Genomic DNA, 25,477 nt, shown 5'->3' with positions numbered 1-25,477 from the left:
GTCAGTCTGCAGCGGCGGCGGCTTCCATCGCGGCCAGTCCGGCGTGGCGAACGTCGGTGCCCTTCACCATGAACACCACGTATTGCGCCATGTTCTTCGAATGGTCGCCGATGCGCTCGATCGCCTTGGCGATGAACAGCAGGTCAAGGCCGCAGGAAATGGTGCGCGGGTCTTCCATCATGAAGGTGATGAGCTGACGCATGATGGACTTGAATTCGGCATCCACCTCCTTGTCCTGACGCACCACCTCGGTGGCGCTGGTGAGATCCATGCGCGCCAGCGCGTCCAGCGTGCGGCGCAGCATGTCCACCGCCATCGAGGCCGCATGCCGCAGTTCGATGCGCGGCACGAAGATGGCGTCGGATTCCAGGATGTGGCGCCCCATCTTGGCGATCTTCTTCGCCTCGTCGCCGATGCGCTCGAGATCGGTGATGGTCTTCACCACCGACATGATGACGCGCAGGTCGCTGGCGGCCGGCTGGCGCTTGGCAATCAGGTGATTGCAGGCGTCGTCCAGCTCGATCTCCATCGCATTGACCTTCTTGTCGTTGGCGATCACTTCTTCGAGCAGCGGCAGATTGCGCTCGATCACGCCGCGCATCGCGTGCTCGATCTGCTGTTCGATCAGGCCGCCCATCTGCAGCAGGCCGGTGCGCACGCTTTCGAGTTCGGCGTCGTAGCGTTTGGAAATGTGTTCGCTCATGGCGTCATGTCCTGAAGGATTTAATGGGGTTGGACCCCATGCGGGCGGCGATGTTCAGGCGTGCAGCGTGCGCACACCGTCGGCCGACGACACCAGCGCCACGTCGGCGCGTCGGCGGGCGAACAGCCCGTTGGTCACGGTACCGGTCAGGTGGTCGAGTTCGCTCTCGAACAGCGCCGGCTCGGCGATCTTCAGACCTGCAACGTCGAGGATGAGGTTTCCGTTGTCGGTGACGAAGCCTTCTCGCAGCTTCGGTACGCCGCCGAGCCTGGCCAGTTCGCGAGCGACCAGGCCGAGTGCCATCGGGATGACCTCGATCGGCAGCGGGAAGCGCCCCAGCATGTCGACGCACTTCGAACCGTCGGCGATGCAGACAAAACAGTCGGATGCGGCGGCGACGATCTTCTCCCGCGTCAGCGCGCCGCCACCACCTTTGATCAGGTTGAGGCCGGGGTCGATCTCGTCGGCGCCGTCGACATAGACCGGGATGCGGCGGCCGGAGGCGATCGCCTCGTCCAGCGTCAGCACCTTGATGCCGTGCCCGCGCAGGCGGGCAGCGGACGCTTCCGAACTGGCGATCGCGCCGGCGATCTCGATCTTCTCGGCGGCCAGCAGGTCGATGAAGTGGTTGGCGGTGGAGCCGGTGCCCACACCCAGCAGGTCGCCCTGTATGACGTGGGGCAGGGCGGCGCGGGCTACGGCAATCTTCAGTTCATCGGCGGTCATCGAACGGAGTCCTCGGTATTCAAGCGGCCTTGCCATCGTCGTGGATGAAGGCCTTGTATGCAAGATGCGGGATCAGCAGGTGCAAGGGCATTCTAAGCCAGTGGCTGCGTGCATAGAGGATCTGCCGGCGCGCACGACGCCATGGAGAATCGCTGCTCGGGTGCAGTGGGTACATCGACGCGTCGATCAGGTGGTCGGTCAGCGCACCGGTCGGACGGGCCGCCAGTCGTTTGCGGCATTCGCTTGCCACCGCATCGGGTATGTCGGTGCCGAAGATCCGCTGCGCGAAACGCAGCGCCAGCAGCACCGGATATTCGAGCTGCTGCGCGCGCGCGCGCGGCAGCAGCGCAGCCCAGAATCCGGGTTCCGGCGAGAACTCGTCCAGCAGGCAGTGCAGGTCGTAGAGGTCGCGCAAGCCCTTCTGCAGTTCGCCGAAGAAAAGGTGGCAGGCAGAGTGCATCACCATGTCGACCGGCGACAGCACGCGGAACACGTCCGGGCAGTGCGGCAGTGCGACCGGGCGAGCGTCGGCGATCAGCTGCGCCGCGTCCGGAATGTGGCCGGAGGTCGGCGGCACGATGGTGTGGTGCAGGTCGATCACGGTGCCGCGCGTCATGTGCTCGATCGGCGGCAGCTCGTGCATCCACTCGCGGTAATAACGCTGGTCGTAGGAATTCAGGTGGGTCGGGCGCCAGCCGCTGCGGAACAGGGCGCCTTCGGCGCGATCGATGACGTTCTTGGCCACCATCAGATCGATGTCGTTGAACAGGCGCGAGCGCCCTGCGCGCAGACCGGCGGCGGCGTAGGCGGCCCCCTTGAGCAGCAGCACCGGCTGTTCGAGCGACTGCATCGCGTCGCCGATCACCGACAGTTCCTGCAGCAGCGAATCGCGGTGCAGTGCGGCGATGCGCAGCGCGGCATCGAGATGGAAGCGCACCTGCGATGGCGTGCTTTCCAGGCGTCCGGCGTCGCGCAGCCGCTCGGCCAGTTGCCCGAGCAGATCGCTGGTGCGCGCCTGCCCGATCAGGGCTTCCCAGTCGCGCGCGTCGAAGCGTTCGGTGAATTCGGGTGTGGCGAGCGCTCTCGCCAGGTGGGTGTCCGTCTGTCGGCTCATGTTCCGGTCGGGGCGCAGCGGCCGGCGGTGCCGGCCCGCCTCAGGCGCTACGCGTGCAGATCGATTCGAGTGCCGGCACGATCTGGTCGAGCGAGCCGTAGCGCGCAGTGTAACCGTCGCAGCCATCGACCAGACGGCCCATCGCCTCGAAGCCGGTGACGCCCAGCCGCGGATAGTTGAAGGAATTGCTCACCAGCTGCATGAAGGTATGCGCCTTGCCGTGCGCCTCGATGTCGAGCGCATGACCGGCCCCGAACTGCGGGAACAGGATCCAGCGTGGCTGAACCGGGGTCAGCGCCGCCTCGACGCTGGCGCGCGGCGCACGCATGTGCGCTACCGTGCCCTTCGCCGTGTCGCGGGCGATCGGGCCGATCACCGGCTGGCCGGGCAACTGACGGACGATGTCTATCGACTGGTTCTTCAGGCTGACCGGTCGCGGCAGCGGCATCAGCAGTCCGTCGTCGAGGCCGATCATCGCCAGTTCGTCCGACAGCAGGCGCCAGCCGCGCAGCGCCAGTGCCGCGCACAGCGTGCTTTTGCCCGAGCCGGGTGGCGCGGCCATGATGAGGCCGAGTCCGTCGCGTTCGAGCACGGCGGCGTGGATGATGAGGTAGTGCTGGGCGTGGTTGGTGAACACCCAGTTCAGGCCCCATTCAAGCATTGCGACCGCCTGGTCGCCGGGCAGCGGCTTGAAAGGCTGCATGCCTTCGAAGCGGAAAATGGCCTGCGGACGCACATATCGGCGCAGCCCGCTGCTGCGCAGTTCGACCGGGTAGTCGCAGAAGTCGTCCGCCGTCGCGACCGGGTAGTCGGCGTACAGCGCCTGCAATCCGTCGGCGACCGAATCGAAATTGGAGCGTATGCCGGCAACGAATCGTCCGAGCTGCAGCCGCAGCCCGTCAGGGCTGTGCAGTCGCTGACGCAGTTCCGACGGTGTCAGCGTGGAAAGGTGGGGGCGTTGCGACACTGGGGGCTCAGTCTGCCGCACGCACGATGCCGTATCGTGCGAGTGCGTCCAGCAGTTCGGGGAGCGCGACGTCGTCGTCTGCCGGCTGCAGCGTCGCCAGCACGGAGGCGTCGGCAGGGCCGTCCTTCAGGCGGGCGACGATGGCGCCGGCACGGGGCGCGAGCAAGCGGGTGGTGGCGGTTCGAGCGTCGTACAGCACCACGCCGTCAGGCCAGCTCAGCACCGACATGGTCTCCGGCGTCACCAGAGACCACAACACTGCCGTCACGCGACGATCAGCCGTTCTGGCCCTCGCACCATACGCCTGACCTGTAGACGTCGACCTTCGTGATGAAGGCTTCCAGCGCGCTCACGCCGCCGCTGAAAGCGGTCTGGAAGGCGGCAATCACCGCTTCGGGCGATTGCATGCCGATAACCGGGTAACGGTTGCCGTAGTACTGCGCATTGAGCAGCGCCGCCACGGCATGGAAGGCGCAGGTCTGCATGTTGCTGACCTTGTTGGTCGGGCACCAGCCGCCGCTCATGGTCTTGTCGTAGATCACGCCGGTCTTGTCGATGCCGTCACGCAGCGTTTCGTTCTTCGAGGGCTTGAAGAAGGCCACGCCGAACACGCTGTTGAAGTACTGGCCTTGCGCGTAGATGAAGGGGATGAGGTCCGGGTTTTCCCAGATCTTCTTGCCGTTCTTGTTGCCCCAGAAACCCGGGCTGCAGCCGCAGGGGCGCGGCGTGCCTTCTCGCGACAGGTTGCCGGAGGCGATTTCCGAGCCGGTGCAGGTGCCCCAGGTGCTGGTGCCGAAAGCTGAACGGCTCGCCACCGACAGCAGCACACCGGCGCCCGCTGCACCACCGCGGGTCAGACGCCGCCGTGCGGCATCCACTTGCTCTGTCTGCGGGGTCGGGACTGCGTCGGTCTGGCTGTTCTTGTCGAGCTCATTCATTTGATTTCACCGATAAGGCACGTTGCCGCGGATGTTAGCGCGCTTGTCCGTGCTGGCGCGCCGACTTGATCACGGCGGCCCGAGGATGCGCAGCTTGCGTCAGGCGATCGTTGGATAGCCGATGACTAGCAAGAAGCGGACCGCTTGTGATTTTTACATGCAAGTAAATGATTGGACGTGTGTTTTCATATTTTTTCAATCATTCTGCGAGGGCTTGCCGGCGGGACTGTAAATTTCGCCGACGGTCGCTGCCGGGCAGCCTGCAAGGCCTGCCCGGCAGCGGGTCGGACGCGCGTCGCAGCGCTGTGTCAGCGGCGTAGCGGCGGCAGGTCGGTGCAACTGCCTTCGGCGACTTCGGCGGCGAGGCCGATCGATTCGCCCAGCGTCGGGTGCGGGTGGATGGTGTGGCCGATGTCGACCGCATCCGCGCCCATCTCGATGGCCAGTGCCACCTCGCCGATCATGTCGCCGGCCGAGGTGCCGACGATGCCGCCGCCGACGACGCGGTGGGTGTCCGCGTCGAAGATGAGCTTGGTGAAGCCTTCGTCGCGACCATTGGCGATCGCCCGTCCACTGGCCGCCCACGGGAATTTGCCGACGGTCACCTTGCGGCCCTGGGCCTTGGCCTCGTCTTCGGTCAGCCCGACCCAGGCGACTTCCGGGTCGGTATAGGCGACCGACGGAATCACGGTGGCGTCGAAGTGGCGCTTGTGGCCGGCGATCACTTCCGCCGCGACATGGCCTTCGTGCACCGCCTTGTGCGCCAGCATGGGCTGGCCGACGATGTCGCCGATGGCGTGGATGTGCGCGACGTTGGTCCGCATCTGGCTGTCGACCGGGATGAAGCCGCGCTCGTCCACGCGCAGGCCGGCTGCTGCCGCGTTCAGCTTGCGGCCGTTCGGCGAACGGCCGACCGCCACCAGCACACGATCGTAGGTTTGCGGCTCCGCCGGCGCCTTCGCCCCTTCGAAACTCACCCTGATGCCTTCCGCCGTCGCTTCCGCCCCCGTCACCCGGGTGTTCAGCATGACCGCGTCGAAGCGATGGGCGTTCTTCTTCTCCCACACCTTGGCCAGATCGCGGTCGGCGCCCTGCATCAGCCCGCCGGTCATTTCGACCACGTCGATGCGGGCACCCAAGGTCGAATAGACGGTGGCCATTTCTAGCCCGATGATGCCGCCGCCGATCACCAGCATGCGTTTCGGAATGTCGGCCAGCAGCAGCGCGCCAGTTGAATCGACGACGCGCGGGTCGTCCGGCATGAAGGGCAGCTTCACCGCCTGGCTACCGGCGGCGACGATGCAGTGGCCGAACTTCAGCACCTTCTTGTCACCTGTTTCCGCCTTGCCGTCGCCGGTGGTCAGTGCGATCTCGACATGGTTCGGATCGACGAAGCGGGCGTTGCCGCGCACCACCTTCACCTTGCGCGCCTTGGCCATGCCGGCCAGGCCGCCGGTCAGCTTGCCGACCACCTTGTCCTTCCAACCGCGCAATGCGCCGATGTCCACCTCGCGCGCGCCGAACTTGATGCCGTGCGCGGCCAGAGCTTCGGCCTCGTCGGCCACGGCCGCCACGTGCAGCAGCGCCTTGGACGGGATGCAGCCCACGTTCAGGCAGACGCCGCCCAGCGTGGCGTAGCGCTCGACGATGACCACGTCCAGACCGAGGTCGGCGGCGCGGAAGGCGGCCGAATAGCCGCCGGGCCCGCCACCAATCACCAGCACCGCGCAGCTTTCGTCGACCTTGGCCCGGGCGCTGCCGGTGGCGGCCACCGGGGCGGCAGTCGGGGCAGGCGGCGGTGCCGCGGGGGCCGTTGCAGGTGACGATGCCGGCGCCGCTTCGGCAGCGCCGGCGGCTTCCATCGTCAGCACCACGCTGCCTTCCGATACGCGGTCGCCCACCTTCACCAGCAGTTCGACGATGCGGCCGGTCTGCGGCGCGGGAATGTCCATCGTGGCCTTGTCGGACTCCAGCGACATCAGCGGCGCGTCGGCCTCGACCGTGTCGCCCGGCTTCACCATGATTTCGATGACGGGCACGTCCGTGAAGTCGCCGATGTCGGGGATTTTTACAGTCAGTGTGCTCATGTTTCGCTCCCTCACATCAGCACGCGACGCATGTCAGCCAGCAGCGCGGCGACATGGGCATTGAAACGGGTGGCCGCAGCGCCGTCGATCACGCGGTGATCGGCGGTCAGCGACAGCGGCAGGATGAGCCGCGGCTGGAAGGCCGAGCCGTCCCACACCGGTTTCATCGTGCTGCGGCTGACGCCGAGGATGGCGACCTCCGGCGCATTGATGATGGGCGCGAAACCGGTGCCGCCGAGGCCGCCCACGCTGGATATCGTGAAGCAGGCGCCCTGCATTTCCGCGGCGGACAGCTTGCCGTCGCGCGCCTTGGTCGCCAGCTCGCCGCATTCGGCCGCCAGCTGGGCCACGCCCTTCTTGTCCGCGTCGCGGATGACCGGCACCACCAGCCCGCCCGGCGTGTCGGCGGCGAAACCGATGTGGCAGTACTGCTTCATGATCAGCGCCGGCTCTTCCGCCTGCAGGTCGATCGAGCTGTTGAACTCGGGGAATTTCTTCAGCGCCGAGCACACCGCCTTGATGATGAAGGCCAGCATCGTGAGCTTGACGCCGGCCTTGGCCTGTTCCGCATTGATCTGCTGGCGGAAGGCTTCGAGCTCGGTCACGTCCGCCTCTTCGTGGTAAGTGACCGCCGGAATCATCACCCAGTTGCGCGCCAGGTTCGCCGCCGACAGTTTGCGGATGCGCGACAGCGGCTTGCGCTCGACTTCGCCGAACTTGGTGAAATCGACCTTGGGCCAGGGCAGCAGGTCGAGGCCACCGCCGCCACCGCCGCCGGTCGCCGCCTGCGCGGTGGCCGGCGCCTGCAGCGCGCCCTTGACGAAGGCGTTGATGTCTTCGCGGGTGATACGGCCTTTCGGGCCGCTGGCTTTGACGCGGGCGAGATCGACGCCCAGTTCGCGCGCATAGGCGCGCATCGACGGACTGGCGTGCGCCTTCTTGCCGCCTACCAGCTCGGCCGCGATGTCGGCGGCGCTGGGCAGCGCGACCGCGCCGGCGGCCGGCGTGTAGTCGCCACGGGCCGACTGCGTTGTTGCGGCGGGGGCGGCGCCGGCAGCTGCGACTGGAGCGGCAGCGACAGCCGTTGTCGGAGCAGGTGCCACCGCGGCAGCAACGGGCGCTGGCGCGGCGGCGGGGGCAGCGGCGGGCGCGTCGCCCACCTCCATCGTGCCGATCACGCTGCCCTGCGACACGCGGTCGCCGACCTTGACCGTGATCTGGCCGATGACGCCGGCGTGTGGCGCCGGAATGTCCATCGTCGCCTTGTCTGATTCGAGTGACACCAGCGGCGCGTCGGCCTCGACGCGGTCGCCGGGTTTGACCATCACTTCGATGACGGGGACATCGGAGAAGTCGCCGATGTCGGGTACTTCAATATTGATCGTGCTCATTCAAGCCTCGCATTCGATGCGGCCGCGCACAGCGCGACCGGGGCGTGGGTGTTGAAGGTCGACCGCAGATCGGCGCGGACAGCTCCGGTCGTCGCGGACAAGGACCAGGAGGGGTCTTCATCCGGGGCGATCGGGCGTGTCGGCGTCGATCCGCGGTCCGCTTCTTCCGACTCAGACGTACAGCGGGTTCGGCTTGGTCACATCCAGACCGTAGCGCGCGATGGCTTCGGCCACCTTGGCACGGTCCAGCGCACCGTCGTCGGCCAGCGCCTTCAGCGCCGCCACCGTCACCCAGTGTCTGTCCACCTCGAAATGCGAGCGCAGCGCCTCGCGCGTGTCCGAGCGGCCGAAGCCGTCGGTGCCCAGCACGACGTAGCGGCGCGGCACATAGGCACGGATCTGTTCGGCGAACAGGCGCACGTAGTCGGTCGCCGCGATCACCGGACCGCGCGTGTCGCGCAGGCAGTTCTCGACGTGCGAGGCGCGCGGCGTTTCCAGCGGGTTGAGCAGGTTCCAGCGCGCGCAGTCGGCGCCGTCGCGGGCCAGTTGCGTGAAGCTCGGGCAGGACCACAGATCGGCTTCGACGCCCCAGTCGTTCTTGAGCAGGTCGGCGGCGGCGATCACCTCGCGGAAGATGGTGCCGCTGCCGGTCAGCTGCACGCGCGGGCCGTTGGAGGCGGCCCCACGGCGGAACAGATACATGCCCTTCAGGATGTCCGCGTCGGCGCCTTCCGGCATCGCCGGGTGCTCGTAGTTCTCGTTCATCACCGTCAGGTAATAGAACACGTCCTCCTGCTCGGCCATCATGCGGCGCAGGCCGTCCTGCACGATGACGGCGACTTCGTACGAGAAGGTCGGGTCGTAGCTGATGCAGTTCGGCACTGCGCCCGACCACAGGTGGGAATGACCGTCCTCGTGCTGCAGGCCTTCGCCATTCAGCGTGGTGCGACCGGCCGTGCCGCCGACCAGGAAGCCGCGCGAGCGCTGGTCGCCGGCGGCCCAGATCAGGTCGCCGATGCGCTGGAAGCCGAACATCGAATAGAAGATGTAGATCGGAATCGTCGCCACGCCGTGCACCGAGTAGGCGGTGGCGGCGGCGATCCAGTCGCTCATGCCGCCGGCTTCGTTGATGCCTTCCTGCAGGATCTGGCCGGTCTTCGATTCCTTGTAGAACATGAGCTGGTCGGCGTCCTGCGGCACGTACTTCTGGCCTTCCTGGTTCCAGATGCCGATCTGCCGGAACATGCCTTCCATGCCGAAGGTGCGCGATTCGTCCGGCACGATGGGCACTACGCGCTTGCCGATATGCGGGTCGCGCAGCAGGATGTTCATGATGCGTACGAAGGCCATTGTGGTGGACAGTTCGCGGCCTTCGCCGGACGCCTTCAGCAGCGCGTCGAAGGCCGACAGCGGCGGCACTTCCAGCGGCTCGGCCTTCGAGCGGCGCTGCGGAAGGTAGCCGCCGAGCGCCATCCGGCGCTCGCGCATATAGGCCACTTCCTTCGAGTTCTCGTCGAACTTCAGGTAGGGCAGCGATTCCAGCTCGCTGTCCTTGATCGGCAGGTCGAAACGGTCGCGGAATTCGCGCAGCGATTCCAGATCGACCTTTTTCTGCTGGTGCGAAATGTTCTGCGCCTCGCCCGAACCGCCCATGCCGTAGCCCTTGATGGTCTTGGCCAGGATGACGGTGGGCTGGCCGCTGTGGTTCACCGCCGAGTGGTAGGCGGCATACACCTTGTGCGGATCATGACCGCCGCGGTTCAGGCGGAAGATGTCGTCATTGCTCCAGTTGGCGACCATGGCCGCCAGTTCCGGGTACTTGCCGAAGAAGTGCTCGCGCACATAGGCGCCGTCGCGTGCCTTCATGGTCTGGTACTCGCCGTCGACCACTTCCATCATGCGCTGGGCGAGCAGCCCGGTTTTGTCCTGCGCCAGCAGCGGGTCCCAGTAGCTGCCCCACAAGAGCTTGATCACGTTCCAGCCAGCGCCGCGGAAATCGCCTTCCAGTTCCTGGATGATCTTGCCGTTGCCGCGCACCGGGCCGTCGAGGCGCTGCAGATTGCAGTTTACGACGAAGATGAGGTTGTCGAGCTTCTCGCGGGCGGCCATCGCGATCTCGCCCAGCGTTTCCGGCTCGTCGGTTTCGCCGTCGCCGATGAAGCACCACACCTTGCGGCCTTCGGTGTTGGCGATGCCGCGGTCCTGCAGGTACTTCATGAAGCGCGCCTGATAGATTGCCTGCAGCGGGCCCAGCCCCATCGATACGGTCGGGAACTGCCAGAAGTCCGGCATCAGCCACGGGTGCGGATAGCTCGAAAGACCCTTGCCGCCGACCTCCTGGCGGAAGCTGTCGAGTTGCGCTTCGCTCAGCCGGTCGAGCATGAAGGCGCGGGCGTAGATGCCGGGCGCCGAGTGGCCCTGGAAAAACACCAGGTCGCCGCCGTGGGTCGGGCTGGGCGCATGCCAGAACCAGTTGAAGCCGACGTCGTACAGCGTGGCGCTGGAGCCGAAGCTGGCGATGTGGCCACCGACATTGGTGTCCTTGTTCGCGCGCAGCACCATGGCCATCGCGTTCCAGCGGATGTAGCTGCGGATGCGGTGCTCGATCTCGTAATCACCGGGCGCCTGCACCTGCTTGCCGGCCGGTATGGTGTTTACGTATGCCGTGGTGGCCGAGTACGGAATGTTGATGCCGGCGCGCCGCGACAGCTCGGTCAGCCGCTCGATCAGGTAATGCGCACGCTGCTCGCCGGCGTGTTCGATCACGCCTTCCAGCGCGTCGAGCCATTCCTGGGTTTCGACGGCGTCCGGATCGGAAGCGAGCAGGGGATTGGGTAGTGCAGACATCCAGGCTTTCTCCTCTTTTTTGATCGAGCCGTTCGATCAGATGCACCGCCGATGCACAACCCGGCCGGGGCATGGAGCCCGTCCGGGGTCGTCAGCGTGCCGGCCGAGGAGAAACTCGTCCGAGGCGCCTGTCCGTCTGCGCATGGGTGATGCAAGTGTCGACAGCTCTGAAGCGGCAGCGGGTAGCTGCCATGGCAGCGTCGAACGCAGGGATCGCCCGCGTCGACGTGTCGCAATTATGGACACCCCCCGGACTTGCCGCCAGTGGTGGAAAACCGAAATCCGGTCGTCCGGCCGCAAAAAAGCGGGCAACTCCGGGGCCGGAGTGCCCGCAACCGAGGAGATCGTCCGGTCTTGTACAAGACCCGGATGGCGTACGACGGGTGAGGGATCGCCTCACCCGGGTCGCGCGTCAGCCGTGCTGTATGTAGGCCACGTGGGTTTCCGTGTACTCGTACAGCCCGTGCTTGCCGTCGGCGCCGCCGATACCCGACTTGCGGCGGCCGGCGTGGAAACCCTGCATCGCTTCGAAGTTCTCGCGATTGACATAGGTCTCACCGAACTGCAGGTCGCGGATCGCGCGCATTGCCGCATTGAGGTCGCGCGTATAGACCGACGAGGTCAGACCGTAGTCCGACGCGTTGGCATGGGCCACCGCCTCGTCCAGATCGTCGACCAGCTGCACCGGCAGCACCGGGCCGAAAATTTCCTTACGCATGATGTCCATGTCGGCGCGGCAGTTGATCAGCACCGTGGGCTCGTAGTGATAGCCGGACGCGCGGTCGGCGATCTGGCCGCCGAGCACGCACTGCGCGCCGTCGCGCTTGGCCTGGTCGACCATGGCGGCGACCTTGTCCAGGCCCTCCTTGTTCACCAGCGGGCCCATGTCGATGCTCTGGTCGGCGATCGGATCGCCGTAGCGGGTGGCGGCCATCTTCGCGGTGAGCTTGGTGATGAACTCGTCGGCGACTGCGCGCTGCACGTAGATGCGCTCGGCGCAGTTGCACACCTGTCCGGTGTTGATGACGCGCGAGGCGGTGATCGCGGTCGAGGCGAGATCGAGGTCGGCGTCGGCCAGCACGATGGCCGGCGCCTTGCCGCCCAGTTCCAGATTGACGCGGGTCAGGTTGCGACCGGCTGCCTGCATGATGCGGCTGCCGGTTTCGACGCTGCCGGTGAAGCTCACCATGTCGATGGCACGGCTGCCGGTGAGGGCGGCGCCGGTGGTTTCACCGCGGCCGCCGACCAGGTTGAACACGCCGCGCGGCAGTTCCGCCGCGTGCACCAGCTTCGCGAACAGGAAAGCGTTGAGCGGCGTTTCCTCGCTCGGCTTGATCACGATGGTGTTGCCGGTGACCAGCGCCGGCGCCATCTTGCGGGCGATCAGGAAGAGCGGGAAGTTCCACGGCAGCACGCCTGCGACCACGCCGACCGGCTTGCGCAGCAGGAAGATGCTTTCGCCAGGGCGGTCGCTGGTCAGCACCTCGCCTTCGATGCGACGCGCCCATTCCGCCATGTAGTCCAGATAGTCGGCGGTGAAGTCGACCTCGACCCGCGCCAGCCCCAGCGTCTTGCCCTGTTCCAGCGTCAGCAGTCGCGCCATCTCCTCGCGCACGCCGCGCAGGCCTTCGGCCACCTTGCGCAGATGTGCGGCGCGCTGGATGGCCGGCAGCTTCGCCCATTGCGGCTGTGCCGCACGGGCGGCGGCGATCGCACGTTCGACCGCGGCGACGCCGGCTTCAGGCACCGTGTCGAGCAAGGCGTGCGTGGCCGGGTTGAACACCTCGATGCGGGTGGCGACATCGGCCTCGTCGAAGCGTCCGTCGATGTAATTGTGATGGGTACTCATTGCAGCTTCTCCTTGGGACGGAAATCAGGCGGCGCGCGTCATGCGTTTGCCGAAGGATTCGGACAGGTAGCCGAAGGTGAGGCCGGCGACCCAGGTCAGGCCGACGAACAGCGCCTTCTCGAAGGTGTCGCCGGTGGCGCCGAAATAGGTGGCGGCGCCAAGGAAGGCGGCCGGTGTGTACGACAGGGCGGCGACGTCGGCCATCGCCACCAGCACGAAGGCCAGCACCGCGACCAGCAGCGCCAGCGCAGGCAGGCTGCCGCCGGCCTGCGCCACCAGCCACATCGTGCCGGCGGTCAGCACGACGCCGGCCAGCGCGGCGAAAGCCGACTTGCCGAGCGCCTGACTGCCGCCGCCGGCGGCGAAGAAGGTGGCCCAGGCGACGAAGCCTATCCACGGGTTGAGCTGCAGGTTCGGCATGCCGATGCTCAGGCAGACCCACAGTGCGACCAGCAGGGCGATGCTCAGGGCGAGTGCGTGCAGCAGTTTCATTTGATGCCTCCTTGAGTGAGGCCGGAGGCGCGCCGCGGCACGCCCCCGGTCGGGACTTACCAGACGTAGGCGTACTTGATGTTGATGCTGTTGTTGACCGGCCGGTTCTCGCCTTCGATGCCGTGCGAGTAACGCAGCGCGATCGACTGGTTGCCGTAGTAATGGAACATCACGCCGAGCGAACCATCGAAGCCCCACGAGTCATCGGCGCCATTGCGGCCGCTGATGCGCTCGTAGTCGACACCGGCGAACGGCTCCAGCCAGTCGTTCACGCGGTAGCCGAAGCGGTTGTTGGTGTGCCACAGCATGCCCGGGCGGTTGCCGTCGTCGCGCCGGCTCTGCGCGACGAAGCCCAGGTCGCCGGTCCAGCCGATGCGCTCGGTCAGCGGCACGTACCACAACAGACTGGACAGGTTCTTCCAGTTGGTGTCGCTGACGTCCTTGTCGCCGATCGGGATCTGCAGGAAAGTCTGGAAGCCCAGCGTCGAACCGGGCGTCGGCTTGTACCAGATGGCCGCGCCGGTGATGGTGTCGCCGAAACCGCTGATGTGGCGCGCGTCAGGATCGACGGCGTCGCGGTTGCGGATGCCCACCGTCGGCTGGATCACCTCGAAGGCCAGACCGATGTTGCGGTTCGACTCGGACGTCCAGAAGCGCACGTACTTCGACAGGCCGATGATCTTCTGCGCGCTGTTGCCGCGCTGACGATCGCCGTCGTTATCGAACAGCCGGCTGTCGCGCTGCACGGTGGCGTACTGCACGAACACGTTGAACGGCTGGTCGAAGTTCACCGGCAGGTCGTACTCGTGCGGACCGATCACGTCGAAGGTGGTCTGTGCGCTGGCGCTGCCGGACAGCAGCGCCAGTGCGATACCGGCAGCGGAGACGACAGCCTTTGCGGCGCGGATGGGAGTGTTTGCAGCAGTGCTCATGAGGGTATGTCCTTGTTATGGTTTGTCAGGCAGGCGCTCGGCAGAGCGGGCGCCCCGGCGGATCACTTCCTGGGCAGCTTGAATACCCAGATCACGCCGCCCTGCGGCACGGTGGTCTTCTTGTCGAGCACCGCGTTGAACGCGCCCTGCATGCGTTCGGCATCGACACCCCAGCCGGACTGCACGGCGACATACTGTTCGCCGTCGACCTCGAAGCTGGACGGCACGCCGGTCACGCCCGAGTTGGTCGGGAATTCCCACAGCAGCTTGCCGGTGCTGGCGTTGAAGGCGCGGAACTTGCGGTCGTTGGTGCCACCACCGAACACCAGGTTGCCGGCCGTAGTCATCAGCGGGCCCCAGTTCATTTCCGGGTAGGTGTGGGTCCACACCTTCTTGCCGGTCTTCAGGTCCCAGGCCTGCACTTCGCCGATGTGCACCTTCGACTCAAGCGTCATGCGCACATTGGTGAGCACGTTCTCGATCGACACGCCGAGGTAGAGATCGCCCTTGTTGTACTTGACCGGCTCGCCGGTCAGTTCCGAGCACAGGTTGTTCTGCGCCGGGATGTAGAGCAGGCCGGTGTGCGGGTTGTAGGCCTCGGGCGGCCAGTCCTTGCCGCCCCACAGCGAGGGGCAGAAGTTCACCGTCTTGCCGGTGGCGGGGATGCGTGCAGGGTCATAGGTCGGGCGGCCGGTCTTCGGGTCGAGCTGGGTGAATACGTTCTGCGTGACATAGGGCCAGGCATCGACGTAGTTCACCTTGCTGTCGGTGCGCTCCAGCATCCACAGATAGCCGTTGCGGCCGGCGTGCACCAGCGACTTCACCTTCTTGCCCTTGTGCTCGAGGTCGATCAGCAGCGGGGCGGATACCTCGTCCCAATCCCACGAATCGTTGTGGTGGTACTGGTGATAACCCTTGAGCTTGCCGGTGTCGACGTCCAGCGCCAGCACCGAGTTGGCGTACAGATTGTCGCCGCTGCGCGTGTCGGCCATCCACGGGCCGGCGTTGCCGACGCCCCAGAAGGCGAGGTTGGTGTCCGGGTCATAGGTGCCGGTGATCCACACCGAGCCGCCGCCGCGCTTGTAGGTATCGCCCGGCCAGCTGTCGCCGCCGGGTTCGCCGGGGCCGGCGATGGTGTAGGTGCGCCACGCTTCCTTGCCGGTGTCGGCATCGAAGGCGGCGACGAAACCACGGATGCCGTATTCGCCACCGGAGCTGCCGATCATGATCTTGCCCTTGGCGGCCAGCGGCGCCAGCGTCATGTAGTAGCCGGACTTCCAGTCGGCCACTGCGGTCTTCCACACCTCCTTGCCGGTCTTGGCGTCGAGCGCGACCAGGAAGGCGTCGGTGGTGGCGATGTAGACGCGGTCACCGTACAGCGCGACACCGCGGTTGGTCGGGTGCAGTTGCTGCAGTTCGTCCGGAATGGTTTTCTTGTAGCGCCAGATTTCGCGACCGGTCTTGGCTTCAAGGCAGATGACCTGGTTGTTCGGTGTGGCGACGAACATGTAGCCGTTGTTCACGATGGGCGGCGCCTGATGCCCTTCGGTCATGCCGGTCGAGAAAGCCCAGGCCAGCTGCAGCTTGTCGACGTTCTTGTCGCTCACCTGCTTGAGCGGGCTGTAGCCCCAGCCGGCATAGTTGGCGCGGTACATCAGCCAGTTCTGCGCCTCGGGCTTGTTCAGCCGCGCGTCGGTCACCGGCGTGTAGGCCGGCAGCGCACCGGCCACCAGCGGTGCGAGCAGTGCCGCCGCGAGGGCGGTCCGCTTCATCATGGTTTTCATGCTTCCTCCTGTGTTTTAGGGCGAAGGTGTGGTCGCGCTTCGTGGGCGCGACCGCTGCTGCAGCCCGGACGCTTCGCCTTGTGACGTCCGGACGGTGTAAAGCGGGATCGGCCGGTCAGCCCTTGCGCACGCCGGGGACGGAGCTGAACGCGCCGGCCACCACCAGCTCGCCGTTCTCGCTCTTCAGCGGCAGCCAGGGCAGGGCGCGTCCGGCTGGCCCGGCGGTGACGGCACCGGCCTTCAGCGGGTCGAATTTGGAGAAGTGGCAGAAACAGAACATGGCGCCGCCATTGGCGTCCCACTCGCTCACCTCGCAGCCCTGGTGGGTACACACCGCCGAGTAGGCGAGCACGCCGTCGGCGCTGCGGGCGCGGGTTTCGTCGTCGAGCGAAGCCGGGTCGAAGCGCATCAGGATGACGCGACCCAGACGGCTGCCGTCGCGCACCAGCGCATCGGTCGCGGCGAAGGGCAGCGCGCGTACCGGCTTGCTGGCGAGCGGAATGTCGGCCGCCTTCAAAGGCTGCGGCGTGTCTTCGTCGTCCATGCGCACCAGGCGGTCGCCCGGTTGCGGCGGCAGGTCGGCCGGCTCGCTGGCCTGCGCGCCACGCAGGCCGCTGCCGAGCATGACGGTGACCGCGATGGCGGCCTTCATTGCATCGCGACGCTGCATGCAGCAGGGGGCGCATGCGCTGTCGGCGACTTTTTTCGTGTTGTCCTTGTCCATGGTCTCCTCGCAGGTTCGGTGTGGCGAACAGCCATGGAGCGAGCGGCGTGCCATGTGCCGGACGCGGCTTCGATATGCGGATGGGCTGTGTTGCAGACGTGTTTCAAACGACGCAGTGGCGCCGGATTTGCCCGCCGGAACGGGGAATCCATCCCGCGAACGAGGCGGGTCGAGCGCAGCGGGAATTCCCGCTCAGGTGAGACGGAATCTCACTCTGAGTGAGACAAATCCTTGTAATTCAGTGGCTTGCAGGGGTGTTTCGATGCTGCGGTGCAGCGGAGATTCCGCTTGAAGCGCGCGGAAGGCGTCTCCTACACTGTCGCGAAAACAGCTGGCGGCCTGACCGCACGGCGATGACGAAAAACGTGTCGGAGGAGGACGGGCCATGCGATTCAGGGACGAGTTTTCGCAACACATGAGGCGGGTCGCCGCGGCGTCGGATGCGCGCGCCGGCGCGCTGGCGCTGGCCGGCGAGGAGCGCATCGCCGATTCCTGGCGGCGCTCGATGGAGCTCTACCGGGTGGACCCCGAAGTGCCGGCGGCGCCGCGCATCCTCAGTGCAGCAGAGGTGCGCGAGCGCTGCGGACGTATCGAATCCTTCCTTCAGCTCGCGCGCCTCGGCGTGGGCAAGCTGCACAGCCAGATCAAGGACGCCGGCTACTGCGTGCTGATGACCGACGCCGACGGCAGCACGGTCGATTTCCGTGGCCTGCCGACCATAGACCACGAATTCAAATCGCGCGGTTTCCGTGTCGGCGCCTGCTGGTCCGAACAGGACGAAGGCACTTGCGGCGTCGGCACGACGCTGGTCGATCGCGCGCCCATCCTGGTGCACAAGGGTGAGCACTTCCGTGCCTACAACATTGGCATCACCTGCAGCGCGGCACCGATATTCGGTCCCGACAACGACATCATGGGCGTGCTGAACGCCTCGGCGCTGGCCTCACCGGACGACCGACGCAGCCAGTCGGTGGTGTTCCAGCTGGTGGCGCAGAACGCCCGCTTCATCGAGAACGCCTGGTTCATCGAAGCCAACCGCCACCGGTGGACGCTGCAGATTGGTGGCATCGGCCGCGGACTGGAGCCGGAGCGCAGCTACCTGCTGGCGCTGGACGAGCGTGGCTACGTGGTGCAGGCCAATTTCCTCGCCCATGTCGAACTGCTGGAGCACGCCGGTCCGCTGCCGCGTGCCTTCCATGAAGTGTTCGATCTGAGCGCCGACGAATTGCTGCGCGCCGCGCACGACCGCCCGGGCATGCCGGTCGCGCTGCGTCGGCTCACGACCGGCCAGGCACTGTCGGCTATCGTCCGCGTGCCGGAGCAGCGACGGGTCACGCGGCGCGCGGTGCAGGGCCGGCACGACTTCACCACGCTCACCGCTCGCGACACCCGCCTGGTCAGCGACATCCAGCGCCTGAAGCGCATCGTGAACAGCCGTCTGCCCATCCTGCTGCTCGGCGAAACAGGCTCCGGCAAGGAAGCGTTCGCGCACGCCATCCACGCGCAGAGCGAGCGGCGCGACAAGCCCTTCGTTGCGCTGAACTGCGCGGCGATTCCTGAGAACCTGATCGAGAGCGAACTGTTCGGCTACCGCGAGGGGGCGTTCACCGGCGCCAAGGCGAGGGGCGAGGCGGGAAAGATCCAGCTGTCCAGCGGCGGCACGCTCTTTCTCGACGAGATCGGCGACATGCCGTTGCCGCTGCAGACGCGGCTGCTGCGCGTGCTGGCCGAAGGCGAGGTGCTGCGTCTGGGCGGCACCGAACCGGAGAAGGTCGATCTGAACGTCATCTGCGCCACCCACCGCGATCTCGAATCGCTGGTCGCCGCCGGTCGTTTCCGCGAGGATCTTTTCTACCGGCTGAATGCCGCCACCTTTACGCTGCCGCCGCTGCGTGCGCGCAGCGACCGGCGCGACGTTCTGCAGCAGGTGTTCGACGAGGAGTGCGCCGCCGCCGGCCGCGACATCGAACTGCCGGTCGTGCTGGCCGAAGAGCTGATGGGCTATGGCTGGCCCGGAAACATCCGCCAATTGCGCAACACGCTGCGCTACGCGGTGGCCGTATGCGAATCGGACACGATGTCGCGCACGCATCTGCCGGACAATATCCTGCGTGCGCTCGACGAACCGCAGCCCGCGGTCGCGCTGCCGCGCAGCGAGGCCGAAGCGGACGAACGGCGACGCATCGTCGAAGCGATGGAGGCGACCGGCTGGCGCGCCACCGAGGCGGCCGCGCTGATGGGCATGCCGCGCGCCACCTTCTACCGCCGGCTCAGCCGCTACGGCCTGGGTCGCGGGCGCTTCCCGAGCCGCTGACGCAGCGCATTGCGGGTGCAGTCGGGGTCAGAAGACCCCTCTCACAGAAACCCGGCTCCGGCCACGAGGCGCGAGTGCTTTTGGGGGAGCGACCTTGACCGCGACGCGGTGTATGCGTGCCGCGGACTTTGATCCGGGCCGTAATCGCGAGCAAGCTCGCTCCCACAAAAAATCACATCTGCTCAAGCGGTGAGTCGTGGAGCTTTTGTGGGAGCGAGCTTGCTCGCGATACGGCTGCTGCAAGCCGCCAGCTTCGATAAAGACCGCCGTCGCGATCAGCGCACCGCGGCCGCGGCGTCCGGCGCCAGTCGCGCCCGCACGAAGTCGATGTGCGCGTACATGGTGTCGCGCGCCTGCTCCGGTGCCCGCGCGCGGATCGCCTCCCACAGCGCGAAATGCTGCTGCCACAGCGCCTCCGCCACCGCGCGGTCGCCGAAGCGCAGGCCGGCGTGGTTGTGCGCCATGTGTTCGCGGTGCAGCGCCAGTAGATTGGCCTGCAGATAGCCGAACATCGCGTTGTGCGCGGCGGTCGCGATGGCGCCGTGCCACACCGAATCGAGCAGCACCTCCTGCGCTTCGTCATCGTTGCGCCGGGCGCGGCGCAGGCGGTCGATCACGCCGCGCAGCATCGTCAGGTCGGCACGCGTCGCGCGCTCAGCGGCGAAGGCGGCCGCCTCGCCTTCGAGTACGCGGCGGAATTCCAGCATGTCGTTTCCAAGGTGTGGATGCTCGGTCAGCAACTGACGCCACGGCGAGGTCAGCCCGCCGTGCAGGCGGTCGGTCACGTAGACGCCGCTGCCCACGCGGCTGGCCAGCAGACCGCGCGCGGCCAGGCGCTGCACCGCTTCGCGCAGCGTGCCGCGCGACACGCCCAGTTCATCCGCCAGCGAGCGTTCGGCCGGCAGGCGGGCGCCGGCGGCGTAGCGGCCGTCGAGCAGGCGAGCTTCGAGTTCGCGCGTGGCGCGGTCGGCGGCGGTCGGCGGCATGGTGACGTGTCCAGGAGAATTGGTCCGACCAATTTTGCCTGAAGCGACGGCGCCGCGATCATCCCGTTCCATCGCACCTACGGGTGCCCACCGGAGCTTCCGATGCACGCAGATCGCCCGCCGCGCCCCGATCAGGTCTATCTGTTCGGTACCTGCCTGATCGACCTCTTCGTGCCACAGGCCGGCGTCGATGCGGTGCGACTGCTGGAACGCGAAGGACTGACCGTGCATTTCCCGCATGCCCAGAGCTGCTGCGGCCAGCCCGCCTTCACCAGCGGTAACCCGGACGAGGCGCGCCGCGTGGCGGCGGCGCAGATCGCGCTGTTCGACCAGCCCTGGCCCATCGTCGTGCCGTCCGGCTCCTGTGCCGGCATGATGCGTCACCACTGGCCAACGCTGTTCGACGACGATCCGGCGATGCAGGCGCGCGCCCGTGAAGTGGCTGGCCGCGTGCATGAGCTGGCCGGCTTCCTGGTCGAGGTACTGCATGTGGACTACTCGATGGCGAGCGCCGAGCCGGTGACCGTCGGCCTGCACACCTCGTGCAGTGCGCGGCGCGAAATGGGTACCCGCGCACACGGCGTGCAACTGCTGTCGGCATTGCCCGGCGTCACGCTCGACACGCACGTCAACGAATCGGAATGCTGCGGCTTCGGCGGCGTGTTCTCGCTCAAGCACGCGGACATATCAGGCGCCATCGTGCGCGACAAGGTGGCCAGCCTGTCGGCGGTCTGCGAGCGCTTCGTCACCGCCGACTGCGGCTGCATGCTGAACATTTCGCACGCGGCGGAACACCAGGGTCGGGCGCTGCGCGGCGAGCACCTTGCGAGCTTCCTGCTGAGTCGACTGGAGAGGCAGGCATGAGTGCGCGCGAACGCATCCTCGCCCGCCTGCGCGCGGCCGAGCCGGGCGCGCCGGTGACGCCGCCGGACGTAGCGGCCTACTACGCGCAGCGACCACGACTGACGCCGGACGAGCGGCTGCAGCAGCTGTGCGCGCGACTGCGCGCCTCGCGCACCGACGTGATGGTGGCGCAGCCGGCGGAATGGGCGCGCGTTGCAGCCGATGCGTTGCACCTGCGCGGCGTGCGTCGCCTGGCACTGAACAGCGACGTGCGCGCCGACGAGCTGGCGGCGACCTTGCCGTCCGCCATCGAAGCGGTGCGCTTCGACGGTGCGATCGAGCACTGGAAGCAGGAAATGTTTGCGACCATCGACGCCGGCTTCACGCCGGCCTCTGCCGGCATTGCGGCGACCGGCGCGCTGCTGCTGAACCACGGCGGCGCACTGCCGCGCACGCTGTCGCTGGTGCCGCCGATCAGCCTGGTCTGCATCGATGCGCGCGATCTGTACGACGACCTGCACCATGCGTCGAGCAGCCAGCGCTGGGCCGACGACATGCCGACCAACCGCGTGCTGGTGTCCAGCCCCTCGCGCACCGCCGACATCCAGCAGACGCTGGCCTACGGCGCGCACGGCCCGCGCGAACTGATCGTGGTGGTGATCGCGGACGGAGAGACGGCATGAGCGCGCAGCCCATGCATTTCGTGTCGCCGGCGCAGTTCCGCGACCGCGTCAGCGAGGCACTGGCGGACGAGGGGCTGCGCGACAACTTCCGCAGCGCGATGAACTTCCTGCGCGACAAGCGCGCCAGCCAGTTTCCGGACCCGGCGGAAACCGAGGCGCTGCGCGATCTGGGCGAGGCGGTGCGCAAGCACGCGCTGGCGCATCTGCCGGCACTGCTGGAGAAGCTGGAGGCGAATCTGCAGGCGCGCGGCGTCGAGGTGCACTGGGCGGAAACGCCGGACGAGGCCTGCGCCATCATCCATCGCATCGCCACCGATGCCGGTGCGCGGCGGGTGATCAAGGGCAAGTCGATGGTGAGCGAGGAGGTGGAACTGAATCACTACCTCGAAGCGCGCGGCGTCGAGTGTCTCGAATCGGACATGGGTGAGTACATCGTGCAACTGGCCGGCGAACGCCCGTCGCACATCGTCATGCCGGCCATCCACAAGACGAAGCAGGACATCGCGCGGCTGTTCGAACAGAAGATTCCGGACGCCGGCTATACCGAAGACGTCGATGCGCTGATACGCACCGGTCGCGAAGTGCTGCGCGAGCGCTTCATGCAGGCGGACATCGGCATTTCCGGCGTCAATTTCGCTATCGCCGAAACCGGCACGCTGTGGCTGGTCGAGAACGAGGGCAATGGCCGTCTGTCGACGACGGTGCCGGACATCCACATCGCGATGATGGGCATCGAGAAGGTGGTCGATACGCTGAAACACGCGATGCCGCTGGCCAGCCTGCTGCCGCGCTCGGCCACAGGTCAGGCGGCGACCACCTATTTCAACCTGATCACCGGTCCGCGACGTGCCGATGACCAGGACGGTCCGCGGCGCATGCACCTGGTGCTGCTCGACAACGGTCGCACCCAGGCCTATGCCGACGCCCAGCTGCGCGCGACGCTGCAATGCATACGCTGTGGTGCCTGCATGAACCACTGCCCGGTCTATGCGCGCGTCGGCGGCCATGCCTACGGCACCACCTATCCGGGGCCGATCGGCCAGATCCTGTCGCCGCATCTGCTCGGGCTGGACGACAGCCGCGACCTGCCGACCGCCTCCAGCCTGTGCGGCGCCTGTGCCGAGGTGTGCCCGGTGCGCATTCCGATTCCGTCGCTGCTGATGCGCTTGCGCACCGAAGCCAATCGCGCGCCGGGCGCGGCGGTGGCGCAGCCGCTGGCCGGGCAGGGCGCCTCGTTCAGCGTCGGCCAGAAACTGGTGTGGCGCTTCTGGAGCGGCATCTACGCCAGCCCGGGCCGCTACCGGCTGCTGCGCTGGGCCGCCACCCGTTTCCGCTGGCTGGCGCCGCGCCGGCAGATGGGCTGGACGCAGCACCGCACGCCACTGGTCCCGGCCGCGCGCAGCCTGCACGATCTGATGAAGGCACGCGGCCAGCCGCGCTGAGCGGCGGCTTCAAGTTTCGGCGCGGCCTGTCGATACCCCGGGGGATACCGCTGCCTCCGAGGCCGTCATGATTCCCGTGCGCAAGACCGATGTGGTGCTGGGCAAGCCCCTGCCGTATTCGCTGTACGACCAGAACAACAAGCTGCTGCTGAAGGCCGGCGTCGTGGTGCAGACGCAGAACCAGCTCGACGTGCTGAGCGAGCGCGGTCTTTACCGAGACCGCATGGCTGCCAACCAGGTGCAGGCGCCGTCCAGCGTCGGGCCCGACGGCGAGCCGGCGCCTGACAAGGAGGGCATCCTGCTCGAGCTGGAGGACATCCGGCTGCAGGTCGGCGACGTGCTGCAACTGCAGGGCGCAGCCGACGACGCGCCGCGGCATGCGGTGAAGCTGCTCGGCTACGCCAAGGGGCGCAGCGTCATGGTGACGCCGCCCATGGTCGATGGCGCCTTCGCCATGGTGAAACAGGACGCGACCTTCGTCGTCCGCTTCTTCTCCGGCAAAAGCGTGTATGCCTTCCCGGCGCACGTGCTCAAGATGTCGAACACGCCCTTTCCCTACCTGCACCTGAGCTATCCGAAGAAGGTGCGCGGCATGCGCGTGCGCCGGGCCCAGCGGGCCAGCGTGCGGCTGATCACTTCGCTGACCGACATGTATGGCGCGCTGTATGCCGGCACCCTGATCGATATCAGCAAGGGTGGGGCGTTGCTGGCCGCGAAGGCGGCGCTCGGCGAGATCGGCGACCTGCTGCAGCTGAAGTTCCGGCTGCAGTTCGACGATATCGACCAGTTCGTACATGTGAAGGCGGGTATCCGCTCGGTACGCAGCAATCCGAACCCGGAAAGCGAGGCGCATGCGGTGCAGCACGGGCTGGAGTTCGTCGAAGTGCAGGGCAGCGACCGACTGGCACTGTCCGCCTATACCTATCAGAAGCTGATCGAAGCGAGCGACGTGGCCTGAATCTGCGCCTGCGCGGACGAAATGCGGCGCAATGCCGCATCCGGGCGTAACATTCGCGCCGTCCATGCACGGAGCGACGCCATGAAATGCCCGTTCTGCAGCTCTCCCGATACCCAGGTGGTCGAAACCCGCGAAAGCGAGGACGGCGACATCATCCGTCGCCGGCGTCGTTGTGCGCATTGCGACAAGCGCTTCACCACATACGAGCGGGTCGAGCTGAAGATGCCGCAGATCGTCAAGAAGGACGGTCGGCGCGCCGACTACGACCGCGAAAAGCTGCGCGCCAGCATGATGCTGGCCCTGCGCAAGCGCCCGGTGACCACCGAGTCGGTGGATCTGGCGATGGACCGTATCGAGGAGCGCCTGCTCACGATGGGTGTGCGCGAACTGGCGACCGACCGTCTGGGCGAACTGGTGATGCGCGAACTGAAGAAGCTCGACAAGATCGGCTACATCCGTTTTGCCAGCGTCTATCGCAATTTCGAGGACGTCGATGAATTTTCCGAGGTCGTGCGCGAGGTGACCAAGCCGCCGCGCGCGCCGCGCAAGACGGGAGGCTGAATGGCGCACGACGCCACGCTTGACACCCTTTTCATGGCGCGCGCGCTGAAGCTGGCCGCGCGCGGCTTGTGGACCACTTCGCCGAATCCGCGTGTCGGCTGCGTGCTGGTGCGCGATGGCCGTATCGTCGGCGAAGGCTGGCACGAAAAGGCCGGCGAGCCGCACGCCGAAGTGCATGCATTGCGCGCCGCCGGCGAAGCGGCGCGCGGGGCGACTGCCTACGTGACACTGGAGCCCTGCAGCCACCACGGCCGCACGCCGCCGTGTGCCGACGCGCTGGTTACCGCCGGTGTTGCGCGCGTGGTCGCCGCCATGCAGGACCCCAATCCGCTGGTCGCCGGTAACGGTCTGGCGCGCCTGCGCGCCGCCGGCATCGAGACCGAATGCGGTGTGCTGGAATCCGAGGCGCGCGAACTGAACATCGGTTTCGTGTCGCGCATGACGCGCGGCAAGCCCTGGGTCAGGCTGAAAACCGCGTCGACGCTGGACGGCGTCACCGCGCTTGAGAATGGTGTCAGCCAGTGGATCACCGGCCCCGCCGCGCGGCGCGACGGTCACCGCTGGCGGGCTCGCGCCTGTGCGGTGCTGTCCGGCATCGGTACCGTGATCGAGGACGATCCCAGCCTGACCGTGCGCGAAGTCGACACGCCGCGCCAGCCGCTGCGCATCATCGTTGACGCCCGGCTGCAGCTGACGCCGCAGGCGAAGCTGTTCGCAGACATCCAACGTTCGCCGCTGCTGGTGGTGTGTGCGTCCGACGAAACGCCGAAGGCGCAGGCCCTGCGCGACGCCGGCGCGGAACTGCTGGTGCTGCCGAACGAGGGCGGCAAGGTCGATCTGCCGGCGATGTTCCAGGCACTGGGCGCGCGCGGCCTGAACGAGGTGCACGCCGAGTCCGGCCACAAGCTGAATGGCTCGCTGCTGCGCGAGGGCTGCGTGGACGAACTGCTGATGTATATGGCACCGACCGTGCTCGGACGCGGCATGGGGCTGTTCAACCTTGGCCCCTTCGACACGCTGGCGCAGCGCATCGATGTCGACATCCGCGATATGCGGGCGGTCGGCAAGGACTGGCGGCTGCTGGCCCGGCTCAGACCTTCGGCTTAAGCGCGGGCTTCGGCACACGCTGCGGTCGG

22 protein-coding genes are annotated in these 25,477 nt (G+C 67.0%); 7 read left to right on the top strand and 15 right to left on the bottom strand.

Annotated elements, in window-relative coordinates; translation table 11 throughout:
• Position 1 precedes the first annotated feature (1 nt).
• From phoU to METFAM1_RS0110130, 14 genes are all read right to left on the bottom strand, one after another.
• A complete protein-coding gene (phoU, locus tag METFAM1_RS0110195; RefSeq protein ID WP_019919512.1) occupies positions 2-703 on the bottom strand; it encodes a phosphate signaling complex protein PhoU in 702 nt (233 codons plus the stop codon).
• A 54-nt stretch (positions 704-757) separates the two neighbouring features.
• The gene (rpiA, locus tag METFAM1_RS0110190) at positions 758-1,429 is read right to left on the bottom strand and encodes a ribose-5-phosphate isomerase RpiA (RefSeq protein WP_019919511.1); all 672 of its coding nucleotides are present in this window, start codon (positions 1,427-1,429) and stop codon (positions 758-760) included.
• Between the two features lie 19 nt (positions 1,430-1,448).
• Positions 1,449-2,543, bottom strand: coding sequence for a nucleotidyltransferase domain-containing protein (locus tag METFAM1_RS0110185; protein ID WP_019919510.1), 1,095 nt, complete (start codon positions 2,541-2,543; stop codon positions 1,449-1,451).
• 40 nt (positions 2,544-2,583) lie between these two features.
• Positions 2,584-3,510: an HprK-related kinase A gene (locus tag METFAM1_RS0110180; RefSeq protein ID WP_019919509.1), complete on the bottom strand. Its 927-nt coding sequence runs from the start codon at positions 3,508-3,510 to the stop codon at positions 2,584-2,586.
• A gap of 7 nt (positions 3,511-3,517) precedes the next feature.
• Entirely contained in the window at positions 3,518-3,778 is a 261-nt protein-coding gene (locus tag METFAM1_RS0110175) for an HPr-rel-A system PqqD family peptide chaperone (protein ID WP_157256693.1), read from the bottom strand.
• A 7-nt stretch (positions 3,779-3,785) separates the two neighbouring features.
• Complete coding sequence (locus tag METFAM1_RS0110170) at positions 3,786-4,448, bottom strand: hypothetical protein (RefSeq protein WP_019919507.1); 663 nt, start codon at positions 4,446-4,448, stop codon at positions 3,786-3,788.
• A gap of 308 nt (positions 4,449-4,756) precedes the next feature.
• Positions 4,757-6,535, bottom strand: a complete 1,779-nt coding sequence (gene lpdA, locus METFAM1_RS0110165) for a dihydrolipoyl dehydrogenase (protein ID WP_019919506.1) — start codon at positions 6,533-6,535, stop codon at positions 4,757-4,759.
• Between the two features lie 11 nt (positions 6,536-6,546).
• Positions 6,547-7,926: a dihydrolipoyllysine-residue acetyltransferase gene (gene aceF / locus METFAM1_RS0110160; RefSeq protein WP_019919505.1), complete on the bottom strand. Its 1,380-nt coding sequence runs from the start codon at positions 7,924-7,926 to the stop codon at positions 6,547-6,549.
• 171 nt (positions 7,927-8,097) lie between these two features.
• On the bottom strand, positions 8,098-10,773 hold the full coding sequence (gene aceE, locus METFAM1_RS0110155; RefSeq protein ID WP_019919504.1) for a pyruvate dehydrogenase (acetyl-transferring), homodimeric type: 2,676 nt from the start codon (positions 10,771-10,773) through the stop codon (positions 8,098-8,100).
• A gap of 412 nt (positions 10,774-11,185) precedes the next feature.
• On the bottom strand, positions 11,186-12,622 hold the full coding sequence (gene aldA / locus METFAM1_RS0110150; protein ID WP_019919503.1) for an aldehyde dehydrogenase: 1,437 nt from the start codon (positions 12,620-12,622) through the stop codon (positions 11,186-11,188).
• A 24-nt stretch (positions 12,623-12,646) separates the two neighbouring features.
• Positions 12,647-13,114, bottom strand: coding sequence for a DUF1097 domain-containing protein (locus METFAM1_RS0110145; RefSeq protein WP_019919502.1), 468 nt, complete (start codon positions 13,112-13,114; stop codon positions 12,647-12,649).
• A gap of 56 nt (positions 13,115-13,170) precedes the next feature.
• On the bottom strand, positions 13,171-14,046 hold the full coding sequence (locus METFAM1_RS0110140; protein WP_019919501.1) for a transporter: 876 nt from the start codon (positions 14,044-14,046) through the stop codon (positions 13,171-13,173).
• A gap of 62 nt (positions 14,047-14,108) precedes the next feature.
• A complete protein-coding gene (locus tag METFAM1_RS0110135; RefSeq protein WP_019919500.1) occupies positions 14,109-15,830 on the bottom strand; it encodes a methanol/ethanol family PQQ-dependent dehydrogenase in 1,722 nt (573 codons plus the stop codon).
• 115 nt (positions 15,831-15,945) lie between these two features.
• Entirely contained in the window at positions 15,946-16,554 is a 609-nt protein-coding gene (locus METFAM1_RS0110130) for a QcrA and Rieske domain-containing protein (protein ID WP_019919499.1), read from the bottom strand.
• A 385-nt stretch (positions 16,555-16,939) separates the two neighbouring features.
• Between METFAM1_RS0110130 and METFAM1_RS0110125 the strand changes: the two genes are divergently transcribed.
• Positions 16,940-18,868: a sigma-54-dependent Fis family transcriptional regulator gene (locus METFAM1_RS0110125; RefSeq protein ID WP_024300623.1), complete on the top strand. Its 1,929-nt coding sequence runs from the start codon at positions 16,940-16,942 to the stop codon at positions 18,866-18,868.
• A gap of 275 nt (positions 18,869-19,143) precedes the next feature.
• Here METFAM1_RS0110125 and METFAM1_RS0110120 read toward each other — a convergent pair whose 3' ends face one another.
• Positions 19,144-19,854, bottom strand: coding sequence for a FadR/GntR family transcriptional regulator (locus METFAM1_RS0110120; RefSeq protein ID WP_019919497.1), 711 nt, complete (start codon positions 19,852-19,854; stop codon positions 19,144-19,146).
• 102 nt (positions 19,855-19,956) lie between these two features.
• On the opposite strand from METFAM1_RS0110120, the gene METFAM1_RS0110115 reads away from it, so the two are divergent.
• From METFAM1_RS0110115 to ribD, 6 genes are all read left to right on the top strand, one after another.
• Positions 19,957-20,718, top strand: coding sequence for a (Fe-S)-binding protein (locus METFAM1_RS0110115; protein ID WP_019919496.1), 762 nt, complete (start codon positions 19,957-19,959; stop codon positions 20,716-20,718).
• The gene (locus tag METFAM1_RS0110110; RefSeq protein ID WP_019919495.1) at positions 20,715-21,380 is read left to right on the top strand and encodes a LutC/YkgG family protein; all 666 of its coding nucleotides are present in this window, start codon (positions 20,715-20,717) and stop codon (positions 21,378-21,380) included. Before METFAM1_RS0110115 ends, METFAM1_RS0110110 begins: the two co-directional genes overlap by 4 nt.
• Positions 21,377-22,822 carry a LutB/LldF family L-lactate oxidation iron-sulfur protein gene (locus METFAM1_RS0110105; protein ID WP_019919494.1) on the top strand — a complete coding sequence of 482 codons (1,446 nt, stop codon included), beginning with the start codon at positions 21,377-21,379 and terminating at the stop codon, positions 22,820-22,822. The genes METFAM1_RS0110110 and METFAM1_RS0110105 overlap by 4 nt, the downstream gene beginning before the upstream one ends.
• 67 nt (positions 22,823-22,889) lie before the next feature.
• Entirely contained in the window at positions 22,890-23,780 is an 891-nt protein-coding gene (locus METFAM1_RS0110100; protein ID WP_019919493.1) for a flagellar brake protein, read from the top strand.
• An 81-nt stretch (positions 23,781-23,861) separates the two neighbouring features.
• Positions 23,862-24,341 carry a transcriptional regulator NrdR gene (gene nrdR, locus METFAM1_RS0110095; protein ID WP_019919492.1) on the top strand — a complete coding sequence of 160 codons (480 nt, stop codon included), beginning with the start codon at positions 23,862-23,864 and terminating at the stop codon, positions 24,339-24,341.
• Positions 24,342-25,448 (top strand): bifunctional diaminohydroxyphosphoribosylaminopyrimidine deaminase/5-amino-6-(5-phosphoribosylamino)uracil reductase RibD, encoded by a 1,107-nt coding sequence (gene ribD, locus METFAM1_RS0110090; RefSeq protein WP_019919491.1) that lies wholly within the window; start codon positions 24,342-24,344, stop codon positions 25,446-25,448.
• The last annotated feature ends 29 nt before the right edge of the window (positions 25,449-25,477 follow it).

Source organism: Methyloversatilis discipulorum, from assembly GCF_000527135.1.
In the GTDB taxonomy this organism is placed as follows: domain Bacteria; phylum Pseudomonadota; class Gammaproteobacteria; order Burkholderiales; family Rhodocyclaceae; genus Methyloversatilis; species Methyloversatilis discipulorum.
Note: the sequence above shows the minus strand (reverse complement) of the source record. Positions and strands in the feature narration are given on the sequence as shown.